16 protein-coding genes are annotated in these 16,806 nt (G+C 54.2%); 3 read left to right on the top strand and 13 right to left on the bottom strand.

The features are described from left to right. The first annotated feature begins 106 nt into the window (after positions 1 to 106). From LBQ97_04120 to LBQ97_04110, 3 genes are read left to right on the top strand one after another with little or no spacing between them, the layout of a single operon-like run. Positions 107 to 1,135 carry a GTP-binding DUF697 domain-containing protein gene (locus tag LBQ97_04120; protein ID MDR1831905.1) on the top strand — a complete coding sequence of 343 codons (1,029 nt, stop codon included), beginning with the start codon at positions 107 to 109 and terminating at the stop codon, positions 1,133 to 1,135. Further along, positions 1,122 to 2,684, top strand: a complete 1,563-nt coding sequence (locus LBQ97_04115; GenBank protein MDR1831904.1) for a YceG family protein — start codon at positions 1,122 to 1,124, stop codon at positions 2,682 to 2,684. Before LBQ97_04120 ends, LBQ97_04115 begins: the two co-directional genes overlap by 14 nt. A 4-nt stretch (positions 2,685 to 2,688) precedes the next feature. Then, entirely contained in the window at positions 2,689 to 3,741 is a 1,053-nt protein-coding gene (locus LBQ97_04110) for a toxic anion resistance protein (protein MDR1831903.1), read from the top strand. On the opposite strand, the gene LBQ97_04105 is transcribed toward LBQ97_04110, so the two are convergent. The 13 genes from LBQ97_04105 to LBQ97_04045 all read right to left on the bottom strand — a co-directional run bounded on the left by LBQ97_04105 (position 3,713) and on the right by LBQ97_04045 (position 16,772). Continuing rightward, on the bottom strand, positions 3,713 to 6,214 hold the full coding sequence (locus tag LBQ97_04105) for an AMP-binding protein (GenBank protein MDR1831902.1): 2,502 nt from the start codon (positions 6,212 to 6,214) through the stop codon (positions 3,713 to 3,715). The genes LBQ97_04110 and LBQ97_04105 overlap by 29 nt on opposite strands. Before the next feature lie 11 nt (positions 6,215 to 6,225). Beyond that, entirely contained in the window at positions 6,226 to 6,372 is a 147-nt protein-coding gene (locus tag LBQ97_04100) for a hypothetical protein (GenBank protein MDR1831901.1), read from the bottom strand. Between the two features lie 65 nt (positions 6,373 to 6,437). Next, positions 6,438 to 7,172, bottom strand: coding sequence for a hypothetical protein (locus LBQ97_04095; protein MDR1831900.1), 735 nt, complete (start codon positions 7,170 to 7,172; stop codon positions 6,438 to 6,440). A 78-nt stretch (positions 7,173 to 7,250) separates the two neighbouring features. Next, positions 7,251 to 8,633 carry a HAMP domain-containing protein gene (locus LBQ97_04090; protein ID MDR1831899.1) on the bottom strand — a complete coding sequence of 461 codons (1,383 nt, stop codon included), beginning with the start codon at positions 8,631 to 8,633 and terminating at the stop codon, positions 7,251 to 7,253. Position 8,634: 1 nt separating this feature from the next. Beyond that, positions 8,635 to 9,336 carry a response regulator transcription factor gene (locus LBQ97_04085; protein ID MDR1831898.1) on the bottom strand — a complete coding sequence of 234 codons (702 nt, stop codon included), beginning with the start codon at positions 9,334 to 9,336 and terminating at the stop codon, positions 8,635 to 8,637. Between the two features lie 18 nt (positions 9,337 to 9,354). Continuing rightward, positions 9,355 to 9,564 (bottom strand): copper ion binding protein, encoded by a 210-nt coding sequence (locus tag LBQ97_04080; GenBank protein ID MDR1831897.1) that lies wholly within the window; start codon positions 9,562 to 9,564, stop codon positions 9,355 to 9,357. 24 nt (positions 9,565 to 9,588) lie between these two features. Continuing rightward, positions 9,589 to 10,305, bottom strand: a complete 717-nt coding sequence (locus tag LBQ97_04075) for a hypothetical protein (protein MDR1831896.1) — start codon at positions 10,303 to 10,305, stop codon at positions 9,589 to 9,591. 10 nt (positions 10,306 to 10,315) lie between these two features. Further along, positions 10,316 to 12,574 carry a heavy metal translocating P-type ATPase gene (locus LBQ97_04070; GenBank protein ID MDR1831895.1) on the bottom strand — a complete coding sequence of 753 codons (2,259 nt, stop codon included), beginning with the start codon at positions 12,572 to 12,574 and terminating at the stop codon, positions 10,316 to 10,318. 39 nt (positions 12,575 to 12,613) lie between these two features. Then, complete coding sequence (locus LBQ97_04065) at positions 12,614 to 13,135, bottom strand: DUF2318 domain-containing protein (GenBank protein MDR1831894.1); 522 nt, start codon at positions 13,133 to 13,135, stop codon at positions 12,614 to 12,616. A 200-nt stretch (positions 13,136 to 13,335) separates the two neighbouring features. Next, complete coding sequence (locus LBQ97_04060; protein ID MDR1831893.1) at positions 13,336 to 14,673, bottom strand: sulfite exporter TauE/SafE family protein; 1,338 nt, start codon at positions 14,671 to 14,673, stop codon at positions 13,336 to 13,338. Between the two features lie 14 nt (positions 14,674 to 14,687). Beyond that, complete coding sequence (locus tag LBQ97_04055) at positions 14,688 to 14,825, bottom strand: hypothetical protein (protein ID MDR1831892.1); 138 nt, start codon at positions 14,823 to 14,825, stop codon at positions 14,688 to 14,690. 225 nt (positions 14,826 to 15,050) lie between these two features. After that, positions 15,051 to 16,274, bottom strand: a complete 1,224-nt coding sequence (locus LBQ97_04050) for an ATP-binding protein (GenBank protein ID MDR1831891.1) — start codon at positions 16,272 to 16,274, stop codon at positions 15,051 to 15,053. Positions 16,275 to 16,391: 117 nt separating this feature from the next. After that, complete coding sequence (locus LBQ97_04045) at positions 16,392 to 16,772, bottom strand: GrdX family protein (GenBank protein MDR1831890.1); 381 nt, start codon at positions 16,770 to 16,772, stop codon at positions 16,392 to 16,394. Positions 16,773 to 16,806 lie beyond the last annotated feature (34 nt).

Below are 16,806 nucleotides of genomic sequence, written 5' to 3'. Positions count from 1 at the left end.
CCTTTTTTTCTTGACAAGCGCGGAGAAAACCCTTACAATGAAAGCAGAAGACCGCGGCGAAATTCGGCGACCGCGGAAAAATTCACGAGAGGACAAGGAGGATGCCATGAAAGCGAATATATTGGTATGCGGCCCCACAGGCGCGGGAAAAACCACCCTGATTCAGGCGCTCACAAAGTTCGGGACCGTCCCCGATGAGAACATCGGTATTGGCGGCGCGGGACTCGATCAGTTCACGGTTTATGAGACCGACGTGGCGGATTTTATCGACGCCGACGGCTTGAATCCCGGACAATCGGCCGCCGATTACCGTCGCGCGGCGGAAGCGCAAAAGGCCTGGGATCCCGACGCGGGCCCCGGGGAAAAGGTCATTCACGCCGTCTGGTATTGTGTGGACGGCAGCTCCGGCGTGATCGACAGCCAAAGCGTCTCCTTCATCAAGACGCTGGACGACGCCTCTCTGACCCTCGTGACCAAATCCGATGAAATGACGAAAGAAGAGTCGGAACGCTTACTCCCCGGCCTGCGGGAATTCCTCACGACCGACGAAATCGTCGTCGTTTCAGCGAAAAAACAGACGGGGCTCAAAAAGCTCCTTGAGCGGACCTGGGCCATACTTGAAAAGACCATGAAGGGCCCCGATATGCAAAACGGAGAATTCAAGCGACGCTGGGACCTCTATTATGAGAAAAAAAGAAATCTCTGGAAAGAGCGGGTCGGCGCCGAAGCCGACGAACTCATCCGTTGGGCGGCGGGAAGAGCCGCCGTCATTGCCCTCGTGCCGCTCCCCCTGGCGGATGTGGCGCCGCTTATTGCCAACGAGGCCTACATGATCAAAAAAATGGCCGGCATCTACGGCTATACGACAAACGAATCCATTGTCACCATGCTGGGCGGCGTCGCCGGCGGCAGCGTTGTGGGAAAGGCGCTGGCGAGCTTTCTGCCGGGGCTCAAGATCCCCATTGCGGCCGCGGTCACCTACGGCGTCGGAAAGGCGGCCAAAGCCTATTTTGAATCGGACATGAAGCTTGACGTTTCCGTCCTCAAAGAAAAATTCGAGGAAGCGAAGGACGAGGCGAAACTGATCGATTGGGAAGCGGAAAAAGATTCCGCGGAAAAAAATGAAAAAAAATGAGAGAGCGGCCGGTCCCGGGACAGTCATAAACGACTGGATGCGCGCGGACATCCTTGAAAGCGCTTTGTTGCCCAAGGGGGAACGGGGGGAGACGCCCGGAGTTTGCCATACCCTTTTTGTGGAAGCGCGGGGCGCGGAAAATCCCTATGAATACGCGGAAACTCTCGGCAAATGGAAACTCCGCCTCGATCATCTCCGCAGGCCCCTTGTCCTCGTCGAAGGGGAATTCCCCACTCCGGAACACGAAGAAGCGACGAAAGCCGGCGACGACGGCGTCACGTCCTTCGAGATCGCCCAAAACTACGGGGCCCGGATTTATTTCCCCGCCCGGCCGGAGCTGGAGACAAAAATTAAAAACGCCTTTCTGGCACTGCTCCTTGGGGACGGCGTCGTTTCGGTCGACGTGACCAGGCAACGGGCCGCCGCGCTGCTCTCGTGGATCAAGCGCTATATTCCGGCCCTTTTTCCCGAAATAAATGATGAAAACTATCCGGTATTTATCGGGTACAACCTGCGCCCCGGTGAAACGGGAACGCTGTTTTTGAGACTGCTGTCGAGGCTCCCCTGCGATGTGCTGATCTTTCAGCCCGAAGGAGAGAGCGCCTTCCTCACGGAGATTCCCGATCTTCTGACGATCGAGGGCAAAACGACCATGGAGGCGGGAAAATTTCCCGATATCGCGGCAGGGGCCCCCATCGGCACGACCGCTTCCCGGGCGCAGCAGGAGATCCGGAAAGCGCTCTACGGCGGGACGGAAATCTATGAAAATCAGGTTTTTCAGGACGCCATTCCGTTGATTCTCAAGACGACCCTCGAGGAAATCGGCCTTCTCTGGCCCCAAGACGCGGGATTCCGGCCCGGCTTTGAATCGTTGAGGGATAAAGTCGTGATTCCCCTCCTTTGCGCGAAGATTCTGGGCGTACCCGGCGGAGAGATCAAAGCCTATTGGCGTTGGATCAAGGGATTCATGAAAGGAAACTATCTGTATTTTTCGGACTTTCCCTTTATCCGGATCCGGCCCGAGACGCTCCGGAGCAATTTTGAGGCCATGGCCCCCCAAGGACGGCTCTACCGGGAAAAAATCCGTCAGCATCCCCGTTATCCCCTGAAATTTTTGCGCAAAGAAAAGCAGGACTATGTCCTCGACTGCCTGCAAAAAGTGATGGACGGCAATCTTTTGCGGATTCCGGCGGAAAGCGGCCGGGTGAAGCTGATCTTGAGCGTTTTCCTCAATTTGGACAGCCGCTTCGTGAATCTCGTCAACAGTCAGGATTTTCCCAAAAGCGTCCCCAAGCTCCTGTGCCTCCACGCGGGGGAAAGCCATGGATCCCCGGAAGACGCCGCGTTTCTTGCCTTCGCGCGGCAACTGGGCTTTGACGTCGTGTTTTTCGCGCCGACCGGCTATCAAAGCGTCGAATCATGGTTTCGGGAGCGATTTTTTACGGAGCATGAGGCGGGTCCCTATCAATATCAACTCCATGTTCCGGATTTTGAAACGGTAAAAACAGAAACGGAAAACGGATTTTTCCGAAAATTATTCAGGTGGTGAGCAAATGACAGACGAATTGTTCAAAAACGAGCGGGATGTCGATAGCCGGTTGACGGCCCTGGTGGAATCCATTTCCGTCGGCGATCCCGCAACGATCAATACTTTTGGAGGCGAGGCGGCCAAGGGACTCTCGGAAGTCTCCGACACGGTTCTGAACAGCATGAACATGGCGCTTGTCAATGATACCGGCGACATGCTCACCATGCTGGCCAAAATCATGGAAAGGTTCGATCTCGGGGAGTTGAAGGAAAAACCGGGAGTCCTGGGAAAACTGTTCGGCGGGGTAAAGGATCAGGTCGGGAAGGTCCTCGCCAAGTACCAGACAATCGGCGAGGAGATCGAAAAAGTCTACGTGCGGCTCAGGCAGTACGAGACGGAAATCGGCGCGTCCAATAAACACCTGGCAAGTATGTATACAGAAAATATGAACTTTTATCATGAGCTGCTGGATTACATTACGGCGGGAGAGCAGGCCATCCTCAAGCTCAAAGGAGACATAGAGGAGCGTCAGGCGGCCTGGGAGACTGCCGGAAGCGAGACGGAAAAAAACAAAATCCGGACGGAGACCGGAAATTTGCAGGAGGCCCTGAGCCTCTTGGAAGCCCGGGTCATGGACTTGCGCATCGCTGAAAATGTGGCCATGCAGTCCATTCCCATGCTGAAAACCATGGAATTCAGCAATCTCAACCTTGTCCGGAAGATCAATTCGGCCTTTATCGTCACCCTGCCGGTTTTCAAGCAGGCCCTGGCCCAGGCCGTGTTGCTGAAACGCCAGCAGATTCAGGCCGAATCGCTGGCGGCTCTGGACAAAACCACGAACGAGATGCTCGTCAAAAACGCGCAGAACGCGGCGGAGCAGGCGAAACTGACCGCGCGGCTGGCCGCGGGTTCTTCCATCAAGACCGAGACCCTTGAGGCGACCTGGAAAACCATCATTCAGGGGATCGCCGAGACAAAGCAGATCCAGGACGGCATCGCCCGACAGCGGGAGCAGGACCGGAAAAAGCTCGATCAAATGAAGACAGAATTCAACCGAATGTTCGGGGTGAAAGAATAAACTCCCGGATCTCCGTCGTGACCGTGGAGATCAGTTCGTCGGCCTTGCCGGACTCCGCGACGACGGGATCAAAGAAGCGCAGCGTGACTTTGGCCGGTTTCGGGATCGTGGTCCCGAAGGGCAGCGCGGCAAAGGATCCGTCTATGCCGAAGGGCAGGACCGGAATGCCCAGCTCCGTCGAGAGGAGCGCGAAGGTCTTCTTGAAGGGCTGCAGGTTGCCGTCACGGGTTCTTGCCCCCTCGGGGAAGATCACGAGATTTTTCCCCTCCTTCAGGACTTTTGCGGCCATTTGCAGCGAAAGTTTGAGGTTTTTATTGATGTCGATGAGGATTACGTTGCACTGACGGGCAATCCAGCGCCGGAAGGGGCTGTCAAAATGAATGGCGACCGCCAGAAAATACGTGTCCCGAAGGAATCTGCGGGGGAGCGCGATCGGAACATAGAGCGCGTCCAGATAGCTCTGGTGGTTTCCCGCGATGATGTATTGATTGCCGACGATTTTTTCCCTGCCGATGACCCGCATCCGGAAGTAGAGCTTGAAGCAGATCCGGATCAGGAAAAAGGCGAAAATACTGAGCGGGGATAATTTCGGCAACTCCATGGGGATCTCTTCGGCAAGGATGTCCTTGAGGTCCGAGGTCCGGTCTTCGAAAGCGCCGCCGTTTTCATGGATGTAACGGACGATTTCGAGGATATTTTTCATTTCGCTCAGCTTGTCTTCGGAAATTTTCACGGAAAAACTGTTTTCGATAAAGCTCAAAATTTCGACCATATCGAGGGAATCGAGACCCAGATCGAGCTCCATATGGGCTTCGGGCGTCACTTTGACCGAGCGGCCCGTTTCGATGTTTTCCTTGAGGATTCCGTAAATGTCCTTCAATTCTTCGGGCACGGCGGTTTCCGTCGCGGGCGTCTCCTGTCCCTCGTCATTTTCGTGGGCTTTCAGAAATTCCGCCAGCATAAAACGCCTGATTTTTCCGATCCGCGTCTTGGGCAATTCATCCTTGACGGTTTTTATCTCCAATATCTTGCGGTAGGCGGGGGCCGTCAGGTTGTATTTGTCGATAATCTCCCACTTCAGCGTCTCGGCGATATTCGTGACCTTGTTTTTCCTGACGAGGTCAAAATCCGGATACACAATGGCAATCAGATGGTTTTCATGCTCGGTCACGGCGATTTCCCGGATCAGGTTGCTCCCGCGGATAATCTCGTTTTCGATATCAGCCGGATTGATGTTTTTTCCGTTGGAAAGCACGATCATTTCTTTTTTGCGCCCGATAATCGTGATCACGTTGTCGGTGACCGTGGCCAGATCGCCCGTATGAAGCCAACCGTCGGCGTCGATGACTTCCCAGGTCGCTTCGGGCTTGTTGTAATACCCTTTCATGACGTTGGGGCCCCTGACCAGGAGCTCTTCGTCCTCGGCTACTTTGACTTCCACATGGGGAATGGGTTCCCCGACTGAGCCGATCTTGATGTTCCAGGGTCGCGTAAAGGAAATGAGGGGCGACGTCTCCGTAAGCCCGTAGCCTTCGATAACCGGAAGGCCAAGGGTGTAGAGATTTTGCCCTATGCCGGCGTCCAGTTTCGCGCCGCCCGAGACGAGGAGCTTGATGGCCCCTCCCAGCTCGCGTCCGACTTTTCCGAAGATGATTTTGTTCAGGGTAAATGAGTTGATTTTTTTGCACCAGTTGAAAAGCGTCCGGGTCAGGAAGCGCCTGTTGATCTGCGCCATGATGCCCTTGTGGAGCAGCTCATAAATTCGCGGCACGCCGATGATCACGGTCAGCTGATTTTCTTTCATGGCCTTTTTCAGCGCTTCGGAATTGAGTTCGTCGAGGATCACGACAAAGGTCCCGAAGTAGATCGGGAGGATAATGGTCGTGTTGAGCGGCAGCACATGATGGAAAGGGAGCATGGCGAGAAAGCGGTCGCTTTCGACAATAACCCCCGTTTCTTTTACGGAATCGGACTGGGACAACAGGTTGTCATAGGTCAGCATGACGCCCTTGGGTTCGCCTGTCGTGCCCGAGGTATAGAGGATGACGGCCACCTGCGCGCGATCCTCGATGTGCATTTCCATCTCGTCGGGAAGAAAGTCCGCCGGCAGGGAAATTTCATCGAAATTGAGGATGCGGACGTCCTGCTCCACGCTTTCCATGGCGCGACGGGCCACTTTGAGATGAGCGTCGGTCGTGAAGATATACGAGGCCTCGGAATCCCGCAGCATATAGGCCAGCTGCTCTATGGACGATTCGGCGTCGGCGACAACGGCGACGCATTTTCTTTCCCACACGGCAAAAAGGCAAAACATGACCTCCGGCCTGTTTTCCATGAAAATTACGACCTTTTCACCGGGCTTCGCGTCAAAAATCGACGCGTAATATTTCAGATAGATCAGCAAATCGCGGTAGGAATAGTGTCTGTCTTTATAGATTACGGCTGTTTTGTTTCTGTCGTAGATAAAACGCATCTTTCCTCCCGTCAGATGTTGTCGATCAACTGTTCCAGCTCCTCTTTTTCCGAGGCGTCCAGATCTTTTCCGGATTTCAGTTTTTCAAGAATCAGACTTTCCGCGCCGCTTGAGGTTTTCTCAAGGATTTTGATGATCAGTTTGATATAAAAATTCATTGGACTCTCCTTCGTACGATTGTGCTTATGAAAATATTATATCACAGATCGGCGCCGCGAGCAAATCAATCCGGTTCCTCTTCCGCCGCCTGGTTTTCTTCCGCGGCGAATTCTTCTTCCCTCAATTGGTTTTCCACCACGTCCGGCGTTTCTACCTCAGCTTGATTTTCTTCCGTTTGTGTCGTCTCCGCGGGGACGATCTCCCCGACAGGCGGGTCGGCCGTCACAACCGGCGGCGTCTCTACCGGCGGAGTTTCGCTTACCGGGGGCGCTTCTTGCTTCCGGTTCAAGATCGAATCCAGATCCTGCGCGGCCGTAGCGGGCGGATTTTTGTCGACGGAACCGTCGCCCAGATACCAGGTCGTTTTCTTCGTCATCTGCCCGTTGGTCCAGGTACTCTTGGCCCTGGTCCCGCCGCCCTCGAAATACGTCTCGTATGTCCCGTTCAAGAGTCCGTTTCTCCACTCCGTCTTCGTCTCGGGTTTTCCGTCGGGGAACCGGCTGAACAAAACGCCTGTGAAAGGTTTTTCTTTTCCTATTTCATAGAGCAGGTTATTTTTGACCTCCACTTGCTCCACGGTCAGTTCCGTCACTTTGACAGGCGCTTTTTTGGCTGGCGTGGATTTTTTTGCCGCCCGGGGTGAAGTATCGGCGTCTTTTCTTTTGAGGCCGGTCTTTTTCGAGAGTTTGTTGAAAAAGCGGTCTCCCGCGTTCTCTTTATGCTTTTTGGCGGGGGCCGCAAACGCTGTTGCCGCACAAAACAGGGCGATAATGGCTGTTGTCAGTATTTTCTTTTTCATGCGCTGTCCTCCTTTTGAATAGTACTCCATTTATACCACATGTTCGACGATTTGTAAAGAGGCGGGAGATACGGGAAATCAAGATTTCCCGATTTCCACAATGAATCGCGCTCCGTGCGGCGTGACGTTCTCCGCCCGGACGCTGCCGCCATGGGCCGTCACGACAGCCTTTACGATGGCAAGACCGATGCCGGATCCGCCGGTTTCCCGATTGCGGGAACGGTCCGCCCGGTAAAAACGTTCGAATATCCGGGGAAGCTCCGCTTGCGTAATGCCCGGTCCCGTATCTTCGACGACAATCCTGCTTTTCTCCGTCTGATCCGCGGTCCGAATGGTAATTTCACCGCCGGCTTCCGTATATTTGACGGCGTTTGAAATGAGATTGACCAAAACGCTCCGGATCTTGTCGGGATCGGCGTCGGCCGTGGTTTCTTCTCCGGAAATCATGAGCTTCAGCTCCTTTTGCGCAAGGATCCCTTCGAAGGACTGCCCGACGCTTTTGGCCAGAGCCAGCAGTTCCACGGGTTTTTTCCGGAGCTTCAGATTATCGCTTTCGACCCGCTGCAAATTTTCCACGTCGGAAACGAGCTTGCCCAGGCGCTCAATTTCCTCATGGCAACTCCGGAGCCGCTCGGGCGTCGCTTCCCATATGCCTTCGATCATGGCCTCCAAATGGGTTCCCAGCGTCGTGAGGGGCGTCCGCAGCTCATGGGCCACGTCTGCGCACAGGCATTTCCGCAGGTTTTCCTGTTCCGAAAGGGCTGCGGCCAGCTGATTGATTGCCCCCACAAGGTTGTGCAGCTCCCGGGTCTTCGTGTTGTCCCGGGCCTTGACGTCATAATGTCCGGCCGCGATGTCCCTCGCGGCCTTTGCCGTCTCAGCCACAGGCGCCGCGATCCTTCGGGCGAGGACGCCTCCGATCACGAAGGCCACGGCCAGGGCCGCAAGACCGATCAATACGATAATCAGATTCAGCGAGTTCAAAAAGGAAAAGTCGCTCTCGTTTAAGAAAAAGGGGCCGAAATAGATAATGTCCATGCCCCCGACGGGCTGTCCTCCCTGGGTCAAAGGATAATTTTTCGTCACAAATTCCCCCGGGGTCCCGTAGCTTTTCATGCGGCGCTCTATCTGGCTCATGACTTCGTGGCAGTAGCTCATGTCGTGGTTTTCGGCGTCCCAGACGATTTGCCCCTCCGCGTCGCTGACTTTGATGATATACCCTTCCTGCAGGACGTTCATGCCCAGCGTGTGGATGGAATCCCGGTTCCAATCGGCCGTCTCCCGGTTGTAGAGCATTTCCATGGTTTCCACGATGCTCCGGGATTTTTCCTCCTGGCGCTTGGTCACATAGGATTCGAATTTGTGCCGGATCATGGTATTGGAGACAAAACTGATGAGGCTTACGGTCACAAATACCAAAAAGACAATGGTCAGGGACAATTGCCGCTTGAGCGTCTGCATTTTACATCCCCCCGAATTTGTAGCCGAGACCGTGGACGGTCAGCACATAGCGGGGATTTTTCGTGTCGTCCTCGATTTTTTGGCGTAAATTCTTGATATGGACGTCGACGGCCCGGTCATAGCCGTCAAAATCCGGACCCAGGGCCTTTTCGATCAAATCCTCCCGGGAAAAGACCTTTCCCGGGGTTTTGATCAGGGCCGAGAGAATTTTGAGCTCGCTGGGCGTGAGCGCCACGTCGTTTCCTTTCTTGCGGACGAGTTTTTTTTCGAAATCCACCGTGAGGTCTCCGCCTCCCAGGGAAAGTTCCCCGGAAAAGCGCGAAACATCGCTCCCTGATCTGCGCAAAAGCGCCTCTATCCGCGCGTTCAGCTCTTTCAGACTGAAGGGTTTCGTGATATAGTCGTCGGCGCCGATGGCGAGCCCCCGCAGGAGATCCTCCTCTTCGACCTTGGCCGTCAGCATGATCAAGGGAACCCGGGATTTCTTCCGGATGGCCCGGCAGACTTCCTCTCCCGGGATATCGGGCATCATAAGATCCAAGAGGACCAGCGCGATATTCTCCCGCTCGAAGACCGCCAGGGCTTCCCGTCCGTTTTTTGCCGTCAGCACCCGGTACCCCTTGGCGCTCAGAAAGGAGGACAGCACGTCCAGAATCTTCGGTTCGTCGTCTGCGGCGAGGATTGTTTTCGGATCGGATGGCATGATGTCCTCCTGCGATTTTTATTTGCTCACGTCATAGCCGATGTCTTCGATCTCATCGGCGATTTTCTTCAAGGGCGCTTTTTCGGGATCATGGGTAAATGTCACGGTCTTTTTTTCGAGACTCACCGCGACGTCCGATACGCCGGGAATAGCCGATACCGCTTCCGTTACGGCCTTAACGCAATGCTGACAGGACATGCCTTCCACATTCAATACAGATTTTGTCATTTTTATAACCTCCGGAAATAGAATTTATTTGATGTTAAAGGGTTTTAAAAACTTCATTACATTGGTCGGTTTATTGTCGATATCGACGACGACTTCGCCGTAAACCCAGCCTTCCACGTTGGCGGGATCGACGCCCGCCGCCGTAAAGGGATCGGGGTTCAGAACGAAAACAATGTCCTTATCCTGATTTTCTCCGGTGGCGCCATTTTTGGCGAAATCCTTGGCCCATTCAAAGAGGTTGCCGCCGCCCAGATCGATATTGTAATGGTCCAGCTGTCCGTGATAACCGACGGCGGAGCGGTATTTCCCCACAATTTCCTGATAGGCGGCAAGGGCCGTCGTGGTGGCCGCGCTTTTGGCGTCGCCCAGTTTTCTCCCGACGACGATATTGTCTCCGTCCACGCGATAATTTTGCGGCAGTTTTTCCGGATCGAGGCCCGCGCTTACAAAGGGCGCGGCGTCAAATTCCAGGAGGACGTCATAGAGAGGGCTTTTCCCGAAATCTTTGCTCCAGATGAAACGCACGGAACCGTCGGGAGCCGTCAGGGCCCAACCGCCCTGTTTTTCATCGGCGGCGACATTTTCGGGCAGAGAGTTCAAGACCGTTTCAAAGGTCGTGACGGATTCCTTGCCGACCACATCGAGGCTTCCGCCGGCTTTTTTCAGAACGGATGTGAGGAATACGGCCACGAGTACCAGTACAAGCACAACAACCCCGAGAATTTTTATCGATTTTTTCATGTTTTTCACCTTATCCTTTGTCAGTGGCCGGCTTGAATCGCTTCAAGCGCAGCGCGTTGGTCAATACGGAAACGGAACTCAGACTCATGGCGGCGGCGGCAAAGATGGGGTTCAGGAGAGGTCCTCCGAAGAGATGGAGAACGCCCGCCGCGATGGGGATTCCGATGACATTATAGCCGAAGGCCCAGAAGAGATTTTCCTTGATGTTCCGGATCGTCCGTTTGCTGAGGTCGATGGCCGTCGGCACATCCATGAGATCGGAACGCATGAGAACAATATCGGCCGATTCCATGGCGACGTCGGTCCCCGATCCGATGGCGATCCCGATGTCGGCCTGGGCCAGGGCCGGCGCGTCGTTTATGCCGTCGCCAACCATGGCCACTTTCCGGCCTTCGTTCTGGAGTTTTTTGACTTCGTTGGATTTGTCCTGGGGGAGCACTTCCGCCAATACCCGGTCAATCCCCACTTCCCGGGCGATGGCCGTCGCGGTCTGCCGGTTGTCTCCGGTAATCATAGCGACCTCGATCCCCAATTCATGCAATTTTTTGATGGCCGCGAAGCTGGATTTTTTCACGACGTCGGCTACGGCGATGATCCCCGCCGCCGTCCCGTCCACGGCTGCGTACATGGGGGTCTTGCCTTCCAAAGCCAGCCTTCCGCTCTCTTTTTCCAGCGTTTCGAGGGAAATGCTTTTTTCTTCCATGAGCTTGCGGTTTCCCACGAGGACCCGTTTACCGTCCATAAGGGCTTCGATCCCGCGTCCCACAAGGGCTGAGAATTCCGTTACCGTCAGGAGTTCCAGCTCTTTTTCGGCCGCTTCATTGACGATGGCTTCTCCCAGCGGGTGCTCGGAGCTTTTTTCGGCGGAGGCCGTCAAGCGCAGAAGTTCCTTCCCGTCAAGGTTCCCGTTTGTGATGATATCGGTCACTTCGGGCTTTCCTTCGGTAATGGTGCCGGTTTTATCAAATACGATGGTATTGATCTTGTGGGCCGTTTCGAGGGCTTCGCCGCCTTTGATCAAAATCCCGTTTTCCGCCCCTTTTCCGGTTCCCACCATGATGGCCGTGGGGGTCGCCAGGCCCAGCGCGCAGGGACAGGCGATCACGAGGATCGAGATAAAGATCGTCATGGCGAATTTAAGGTTGCGAGTCCCCAGGTACCAGGCGATACCCGCGACGACGGCGATGACGCAGACAACGGGCACGAAATATCCCGCCACAATATCAGCTAATTGCGCGATGGGGGCCTTGGAGCCCTGAGCGTCTTCCACGAGTTTGATGATCTGGGCGAGGGCCGTGTCGGCGCCGATTTTTTCCGCCCGGAAGCGGATGGCTCCGGTGGTATTGAGGGAAGCCGCGTAGACTTTGTCCCCGGCTTTCTTGTCAACGGGAATACTCTCGCCGGTCAGCATGGATTCGTCTATGGAAGTGTGTCCTTCTGTGACGGATCCGTCCACGGGGATCTTGGAGCCCGGTTTGACGACGATGATATCGCCTACGACCACTTCCTCGATGGGGATTTCCCGCTCATGGTCGCAGCGCACGACGATGGCGGTCTTGGGCGCGAGACCCATCAGTTTTTTGATGGCCTCGCTGGTCCGGCCCTTGGATACCGCTTCAAGGGACTTCCCCAGGAGGATCAGCGTGATGATGACGCCCGCCGATTCGTAGTAGAGCGCGTCCACGGCGGCAAAATTGCCGGCGGCGATCTGCCAGGTATTGTAGACGCTGTAGAGGAAGGCCGCCGAGGTCCCCACGGCGATCAGGGAATCCATGTTGGGGCTCCGCTGGACGAGGGCTTTGAAGCCCACGGTGTAGAACTTGTACCCGACGCCGATGACCGGCAATACCAGCAAAAACTCCACCAGGGCGTACAGCAGGGAAAATTGCATGGGATCCAGGGCCGCCGGGAAAGGCAGGCGCACGAAACGGATCATGGGGGCCATGGCGATATAGAGCAACGGCAGCGAAAATACGGCCGCGATGATAAACTTTGTCCATAATGTCCGGATTTCTTTCTGTTTGCGGATTCTATCCCCGTCGACGGCGTCCCTTTTGACGAGCTCCAGCGCCTGATAGCCGATTTTTTCGATTTTGGCCTTGATGTCGTCGAGGGATATCCGCCCGGGCTCAAAGGAGACCGTGGCCCGTTCCGTAGCGAGGTTGACGTTGATGAGGCCGATCCCTTCCATTTTCCGGACCGCCCGTTCGATCCGCTGGGCGCAGGCGGCGCAGGTCATGCCTCTGATATCCAAAACTTTGCTTTCCATGAAAACTATACTCCTTTTATCGTATATTCAAATGATCCGTCAATTTTTCCAGTTGGCAAAGATTTCCCGTACCTTGGAAAAGAATTCCTTCTTGATTTTGATCTCCCTGTCGTTTACCTCCTTGTATTGGGGGAAAATGGGCAGCGGGTTGCATCCGCCCGAACGGACCTCCACCTGATCCATGCCGAAGCGGTTGCCGCAATTCTGGCAGACGAGATATTTTCCCTGCTGCACGTAGTAGCCGCGGCCCGAGGCATAGCAGACCTGACAGGTGTTGAAGGCGGTCCGGATCGTGCCGTCGGAGGCCCTGACCGCGATAACCTCGAGCTTCGTCCCTTCGATCTCCACGGGATAAAATCGCGCGTTTTCCGTGACTTCCGCCACGGGAATGATAAGGTCGGCGTCCTTTGTCACGGGGATTTCCCCGTCTTTTGAGGCGACCTGTACCGAGGGACCCAGGACTTTTTGCAAAAATCCGAAGGCCGGCTGCGCGGTAAAGGCAAGCGCGTGAATCAACACGACAAGTAAAGCGATGGTAACGCCAAACAGTCTTTTTTTCATTATACTCTCCTCATTTTATTTTTTCAATTTCTTTTTTTTTCTCTTTTTTCTCTTTTCTTTTTCTTTTCTTTTTCTTTTTTCAGCGATCGTCCTTTTCGTTTTTTTCATCATGCTTTTTCATCAAGAGAACCGCGATGACGATGCCTGCCAGGGGCAGAATGCAGTGCCAATGGGCGTACAGAAAATTCATGTTTTCCTCCTTAATTTTCGACGGTGATGTAGCCGCGCAACATCCCCATCCAGCAGCTGTAGGTGATCCTTCCGGCCTTGTCGGGGGTAAATTCAATGGTGTTTTCCCCGACCGCGAAGGTGTGCTCAATGCCGTAGTCGGGAATCACGATCCGCTCATTGCAGCCGTTCAGGGCCCCGTATTCGACGTCGATGGTCCATTTGACCGGCAGTCCTTTTTTGACCGTGATCGAGGGGTAGCGCTCCCATTTCCGGAGCTCGCTCTTGACGATCTGCACGCCGTCCTCGACGGTGACCGTGGTGACCGCCGGCGTTCTTTCGCTTTTGGCGGTAATTTTCGCGAGATAGGCCGACACAAAGGGGATTTTCAGGCCCGAGAGGGCCCAGCCGTCGGAGAACATGGAGATTCCCAGAAAGACCACGAGAACGGCCCCGAATTTCAGGATCTTGTCTGCGGATTTTCGGCTGAGGAATGTCGACAGGGCCCCGAGACCGAACATCAGCGGCAGGGTCCCCAGCGAAAAGGCCAGCATGGAGAGCCCGCCTTCCACGGCGCTCCCCGTGGAAAGGGCATACAATTGCATGGCCTGCAAGGGGCCGCAGGGCATCAGACCGTTCAGCAAACCCACAATCAGAGGACTCTTGCTCTTTTCCTTCGTCCCCTCAATCTTATGGGAGAAAAAGCGCGGCAATCGCAGATTGAAGCGACGGAGCCCTGTAAAGAGGCCCAGCAGATTGACGCCCATGATGACCATGAAAATCCCGGCGACAATCTGCACGATTCCCCTGAAGGCCCCCGGGAATTCCACGACGGATCCGATGACGCCGACGATGGCGCCGACGATCGTGTAGGAAATGATTCGGCCGCCGTTGTAGAGAGCGCTCGGAAGCAGAGAGGAAGAACCGCCGCCGATGCACTGGGTCAGGTTGATGCCGCCGCACATGGCGATGCAATGGAAGGACGTGAATACGCCGATCAGGAACAGCACCGGGTAACCGGTCCGGGCCCTGACGACCGGAAACATTTGGAGAAAATGGGTCACGCCCAGCATGCGCAGAATCAGGTACCCGCAGGTGATAAAGAGAACTACGGCGAGGAGCTGATCCTTTGTCGCGCCGCCCGTATTTTTGCCCAGGACCTCATAATCGAGCTTCGCGATGATGTTTTTGATGCCTTCGAGGGAAATCAGGGACGTATCGTAGGTTACAACAGCGGTCCCGTCGTTGTAACTGACGCGAATATCCCGGATTCCCTCCGTGTCTTTCAGTTTCCTTTCGATTTTGTTCTGGCAGTTGACGCAGGTCATCCCGCCGATGCGCAATGTTTCTTTCCGAAATACTTCATCCATTTTTCCGCACCCCGTCATTTGGTTTTGTGTTCCGGTTTTCGGTTGATTTTACAGCAATCCGGTACTTCGCCGTCGAAGGCCTCGCTGTTTTTTTGCCCCAGTCTGTTCAGAAAGTCCCCGACTGCTTTTCTGATCCGCTGAAAAATTGACATGTGATCATCTCCCTTCTTTTGCTACCTGTACTGTAGCAAAAAAATGTGTAGAATTTATGTGGGGCGGAAATTTTTTTTGCTGGAAAATAAAAATTCCTTCGGAGTGCCTCTAAAACCCGCCAAAATATCGGACTATCACATTTTCCGAAGGAATAATTGCCGGTTCATACACATAATTCGAAGGAATAACTGCTGGTTCATACACGTTTTCCGAAGGAATGCCCTTTACAATCTGCCCGCCGGTACGATCCAGACGTCTTCCGTCAGCGGCAGGAATTCCTTTGCCGGGCAGATCAGCGCGCCCTGCCCTCTTTTCTTTTCCGGAATGCTGTCGAGACAACGGAAATTTTTGATCATGGATTTCGACGGATCCGCGGTTGTCTTGATTTCCACGGGATAAAGCGTATCGCCGTTTTCGATCACGAGATCAATCTCGTTTTTGTCGTTGTCCCGGTAAAAGTACAGTGGGGCGTTCACAATGCCGTCGTTGTACCAGCTTTTCAGGATTTCCGCAACGACGAAAGTCTCAAAAATATGGCCCCAACGGGCGCCGCGAGCGAGCTGCTCCGGCGTGTTCCAGCCCGAAAGCCAGCAGGCGAATCCCGTATCCAAAAAATAAAGTTTGGGCGTCTTGATCATCCGCTTCAGATGATTGTTGTAATAGGGTTCGAGCGTGTAGACAAGGCCGCTTGACACCAGGGCCGACAGCCAGGCTTTGCACGTCTTGACGTCTTTACCGCAGATTTCGGCCAGCGTGGCGTAATTGACCAGTTCGCCAGTAAGCGCCGCCGCGGCCCGGACGAATTTGATAAAAGCGCTCTCGTCCTGAATATTCAGCACATCCCGAATATCCCGTTCGATGTAGGTCTGAAAATACGAACTATAGAAATCATTCCAGTCGCCGGGTTCGCTTTCGGTTTCGTAGAGTTCGGGATAAAAACCCCGGTGGATCGTGCGGGTCAATTCCGTATAATCAAGCCCTTGACGGGCCGGTTCTCTCAAATAAGGCGCGTCCGGAACAAAGGGCGCCCGTTCCGCCGATCCCAGGATTTCCCGGACGGACAGACCGAGCAGCCGAATGACGCCCGCTCTTCCCGCGAGGCTGTCGCTGACGTTTTTCATGAGCTTCAAGCTTTGGGAGCCGGTCAAGAAAAACCGGCCTTTTGTTTTATCCGTATCGACAAGATCTTTGATATACTCAAATAAAGACGCGGCTTTTTGGATTTCATCGACAATAATCGGGGGCTTGTTCACCTCGAAAAACAACGAAGGGGTTTCCATGGCGCTCTGCCGGACGAGCGGCCGGTCGAGGGCCACGTAATTCGTATCCTTCAGAATTTCTTTGAGCGTCGTCGATTTGCCCACCTGTCGCGGGCCGGTGACGACAACGACGGGTTTTCGCTTTGCGATGCGTTTGATAACGGGTTCAATGTGTCGATAGATATACATCTTTTACCTCTTAAAAAATGGAATTTAATTCCATTATACACGAAATTTCTGAAATGTCAATAAAAATCGGCGGCAGTTGCGCAACAAAAAAGGGCGCTGCCGAAGCCTCACCCTTTTTCACTCCAGATTTTTTACGCTCTCGTTAAGCAGATTCAGATCGATATAGCGGTATTCGTCGAGGTTGTTTTCATGAAATTCATAGAATTTCTTTCGGTTCTCGATCTTCCGCGCGATGGAAAGGACCCCGTCGATCATTTTCCGGTGATCGCTGTTGTCCTCGTAGCGGATGCGGGTCACGGCCACGGACTTGTAGGGATTTTCCGGCCGTTCCAGCGCGGAATAAATGGGATCCGAAAGCAGTCTGTGGCCCTCGTAGACCTTGTCCCGGATGATTTCCAGGAGCTCGATCAAGTCTTTTTTCTGGTAAAACAGCGTCTCGTTGGTTTCCTTGTAAAAATGGTACACCTTGCTGTTATTTGTAATGATTATCATTTCCATTGCGATTCCTCCGTATGATTCACATATTCTATTA

Source organism: Fusobacteriaceae bacterium (assembly GCA_031272775.1).
Classification (GTDB): Bacteria; Fusobacteriota; Fusobacteriia; order Fusobacteriales; family Fusobacteriaceae; genus JAISST01.
This window is presented reverse-complemented; position numbering and strand designations above follow the sequence as displayed.

What these genes read in the sequence shown, in the direction of transcription:
- LBQ97_04120 (MDR1831905.1), top strand. Translation starts at nt 107, where the DNA reads ATGAAAGCGAATATATTGGTATGCGGCCCCACAGGCGCGGGAAAAACC.
- LBQ97_04115 (MDR1831904.1), top strand. Translation starts at nt 1,122, where the DNA reads ATGAAAAAAAATGAGAGAGCGGCCGGTCCCGGGACAGTCATAAACGAC.
- LBQ97_04110 (MDR1831903.1), top strand. Translation starts at nt 2,689, where the DNA reads ATGACAGACGAATTGTTCAAAAACGAGCGGGATGTCGATAGCCGGTTG.
- LBQ97_04105 (MDR1831902.1), bottom strand. Translation starts at nt 6,214, where the DNA reads ATGCGTTTTATCTACGACAGAAACAAAACAGCCGTAATCTATAAAGAC.
- LBQ97_04100 (MDR1831901.1), bottom strand. Translation starts at nt 6,372, where the DNA reads ATGAATTTTTATATCAAACTGATCATCAAAATCCTTGAGAAAACCTCA.
- LBQ97_04095 (MDR1831900.1), bottom strand. Translation starts at nt 7,172, where the DNA reads ATGAAAAAGAAAATACTGACAACAGCCATTATCGCCCTGTTTTGTGCG.
- LBQ97_04090 (MDR1831899.1), bottom strand. Translation starts at nt 8,633, where the DNA reads ATGCAGACGCTCAAGCGGCAATTGTCCCTGACCATTGTCTTTTTGGTA.
- LBQ97_04085 (MDR1831898.1), bottom strand. Translation starts at nt 9,336, where the DNA reads ATGCCATCCGATCCGAAAACAATCCTCGCCGCAGACGACGAACCGAAG.
- LBQ97_04080 (MDR1831897.1), bottom strand. Translation starts at nt 9,564, where the DNA reads ATGACAAAATCTGTATTGAATGTGGAAGGCATGTCCTGTCAGCATTGC.
- LBQ97_04075 (MDR1831896.1), bottom strand. Translation starts at nt 10,305, where the DNA reads ATGAAAAAATCGATAAAAATTCTCGGGGTTGTTGTGCTTGTACTGGTA.
- LBQ97_04070 (MDR1831895.1), bottom strand. Translation starts at nt 12,574, where the DNA reads ATGGAAAGCAAAGTTTTGGATATCAGAGGCATGACCTGCGCCGCCTGC.
- LBQ97_04065 (MDR1831894.1), bottom strand. Translation starts at nt 13,135, where the DNA reads ATGAAAAAAAGACTGTTTGGCGTTACCATCGCTTTACTTGTCGTGTTG.
- LBQ97_04060 (MDR1831893.1), bottom strand. Translation starts at nt 14,673, where the DNA reads ATGGATGAAGTATTTCGGAAAGAAACATTGCGCATCGGCGGGATGACC.
- LBQ97_04055 (MDR1831892.1), bottom strand. Translation starts at nt 14,825, where the DNA reads ATGTCAATTTTTCAGCGGATCAGAAAAGCAGTCGGGGACTTTCTGAAC.
- LBQ97_04050 (MDR1831891.1), bottom strand. Translation starts at nt 16,274, where the DNA reads ATGTATATCTATCGACACATTGAACCCGTTATCAAACGCATCGCAAAG.
- LBQ97_04045 (MDR1831890.1), bottom strand. Translation starts at nt 16,772, where the DNA reads ATGGAAATGATAATCATTACAAATAACAGCAAGGTGTACCATTTTTAC.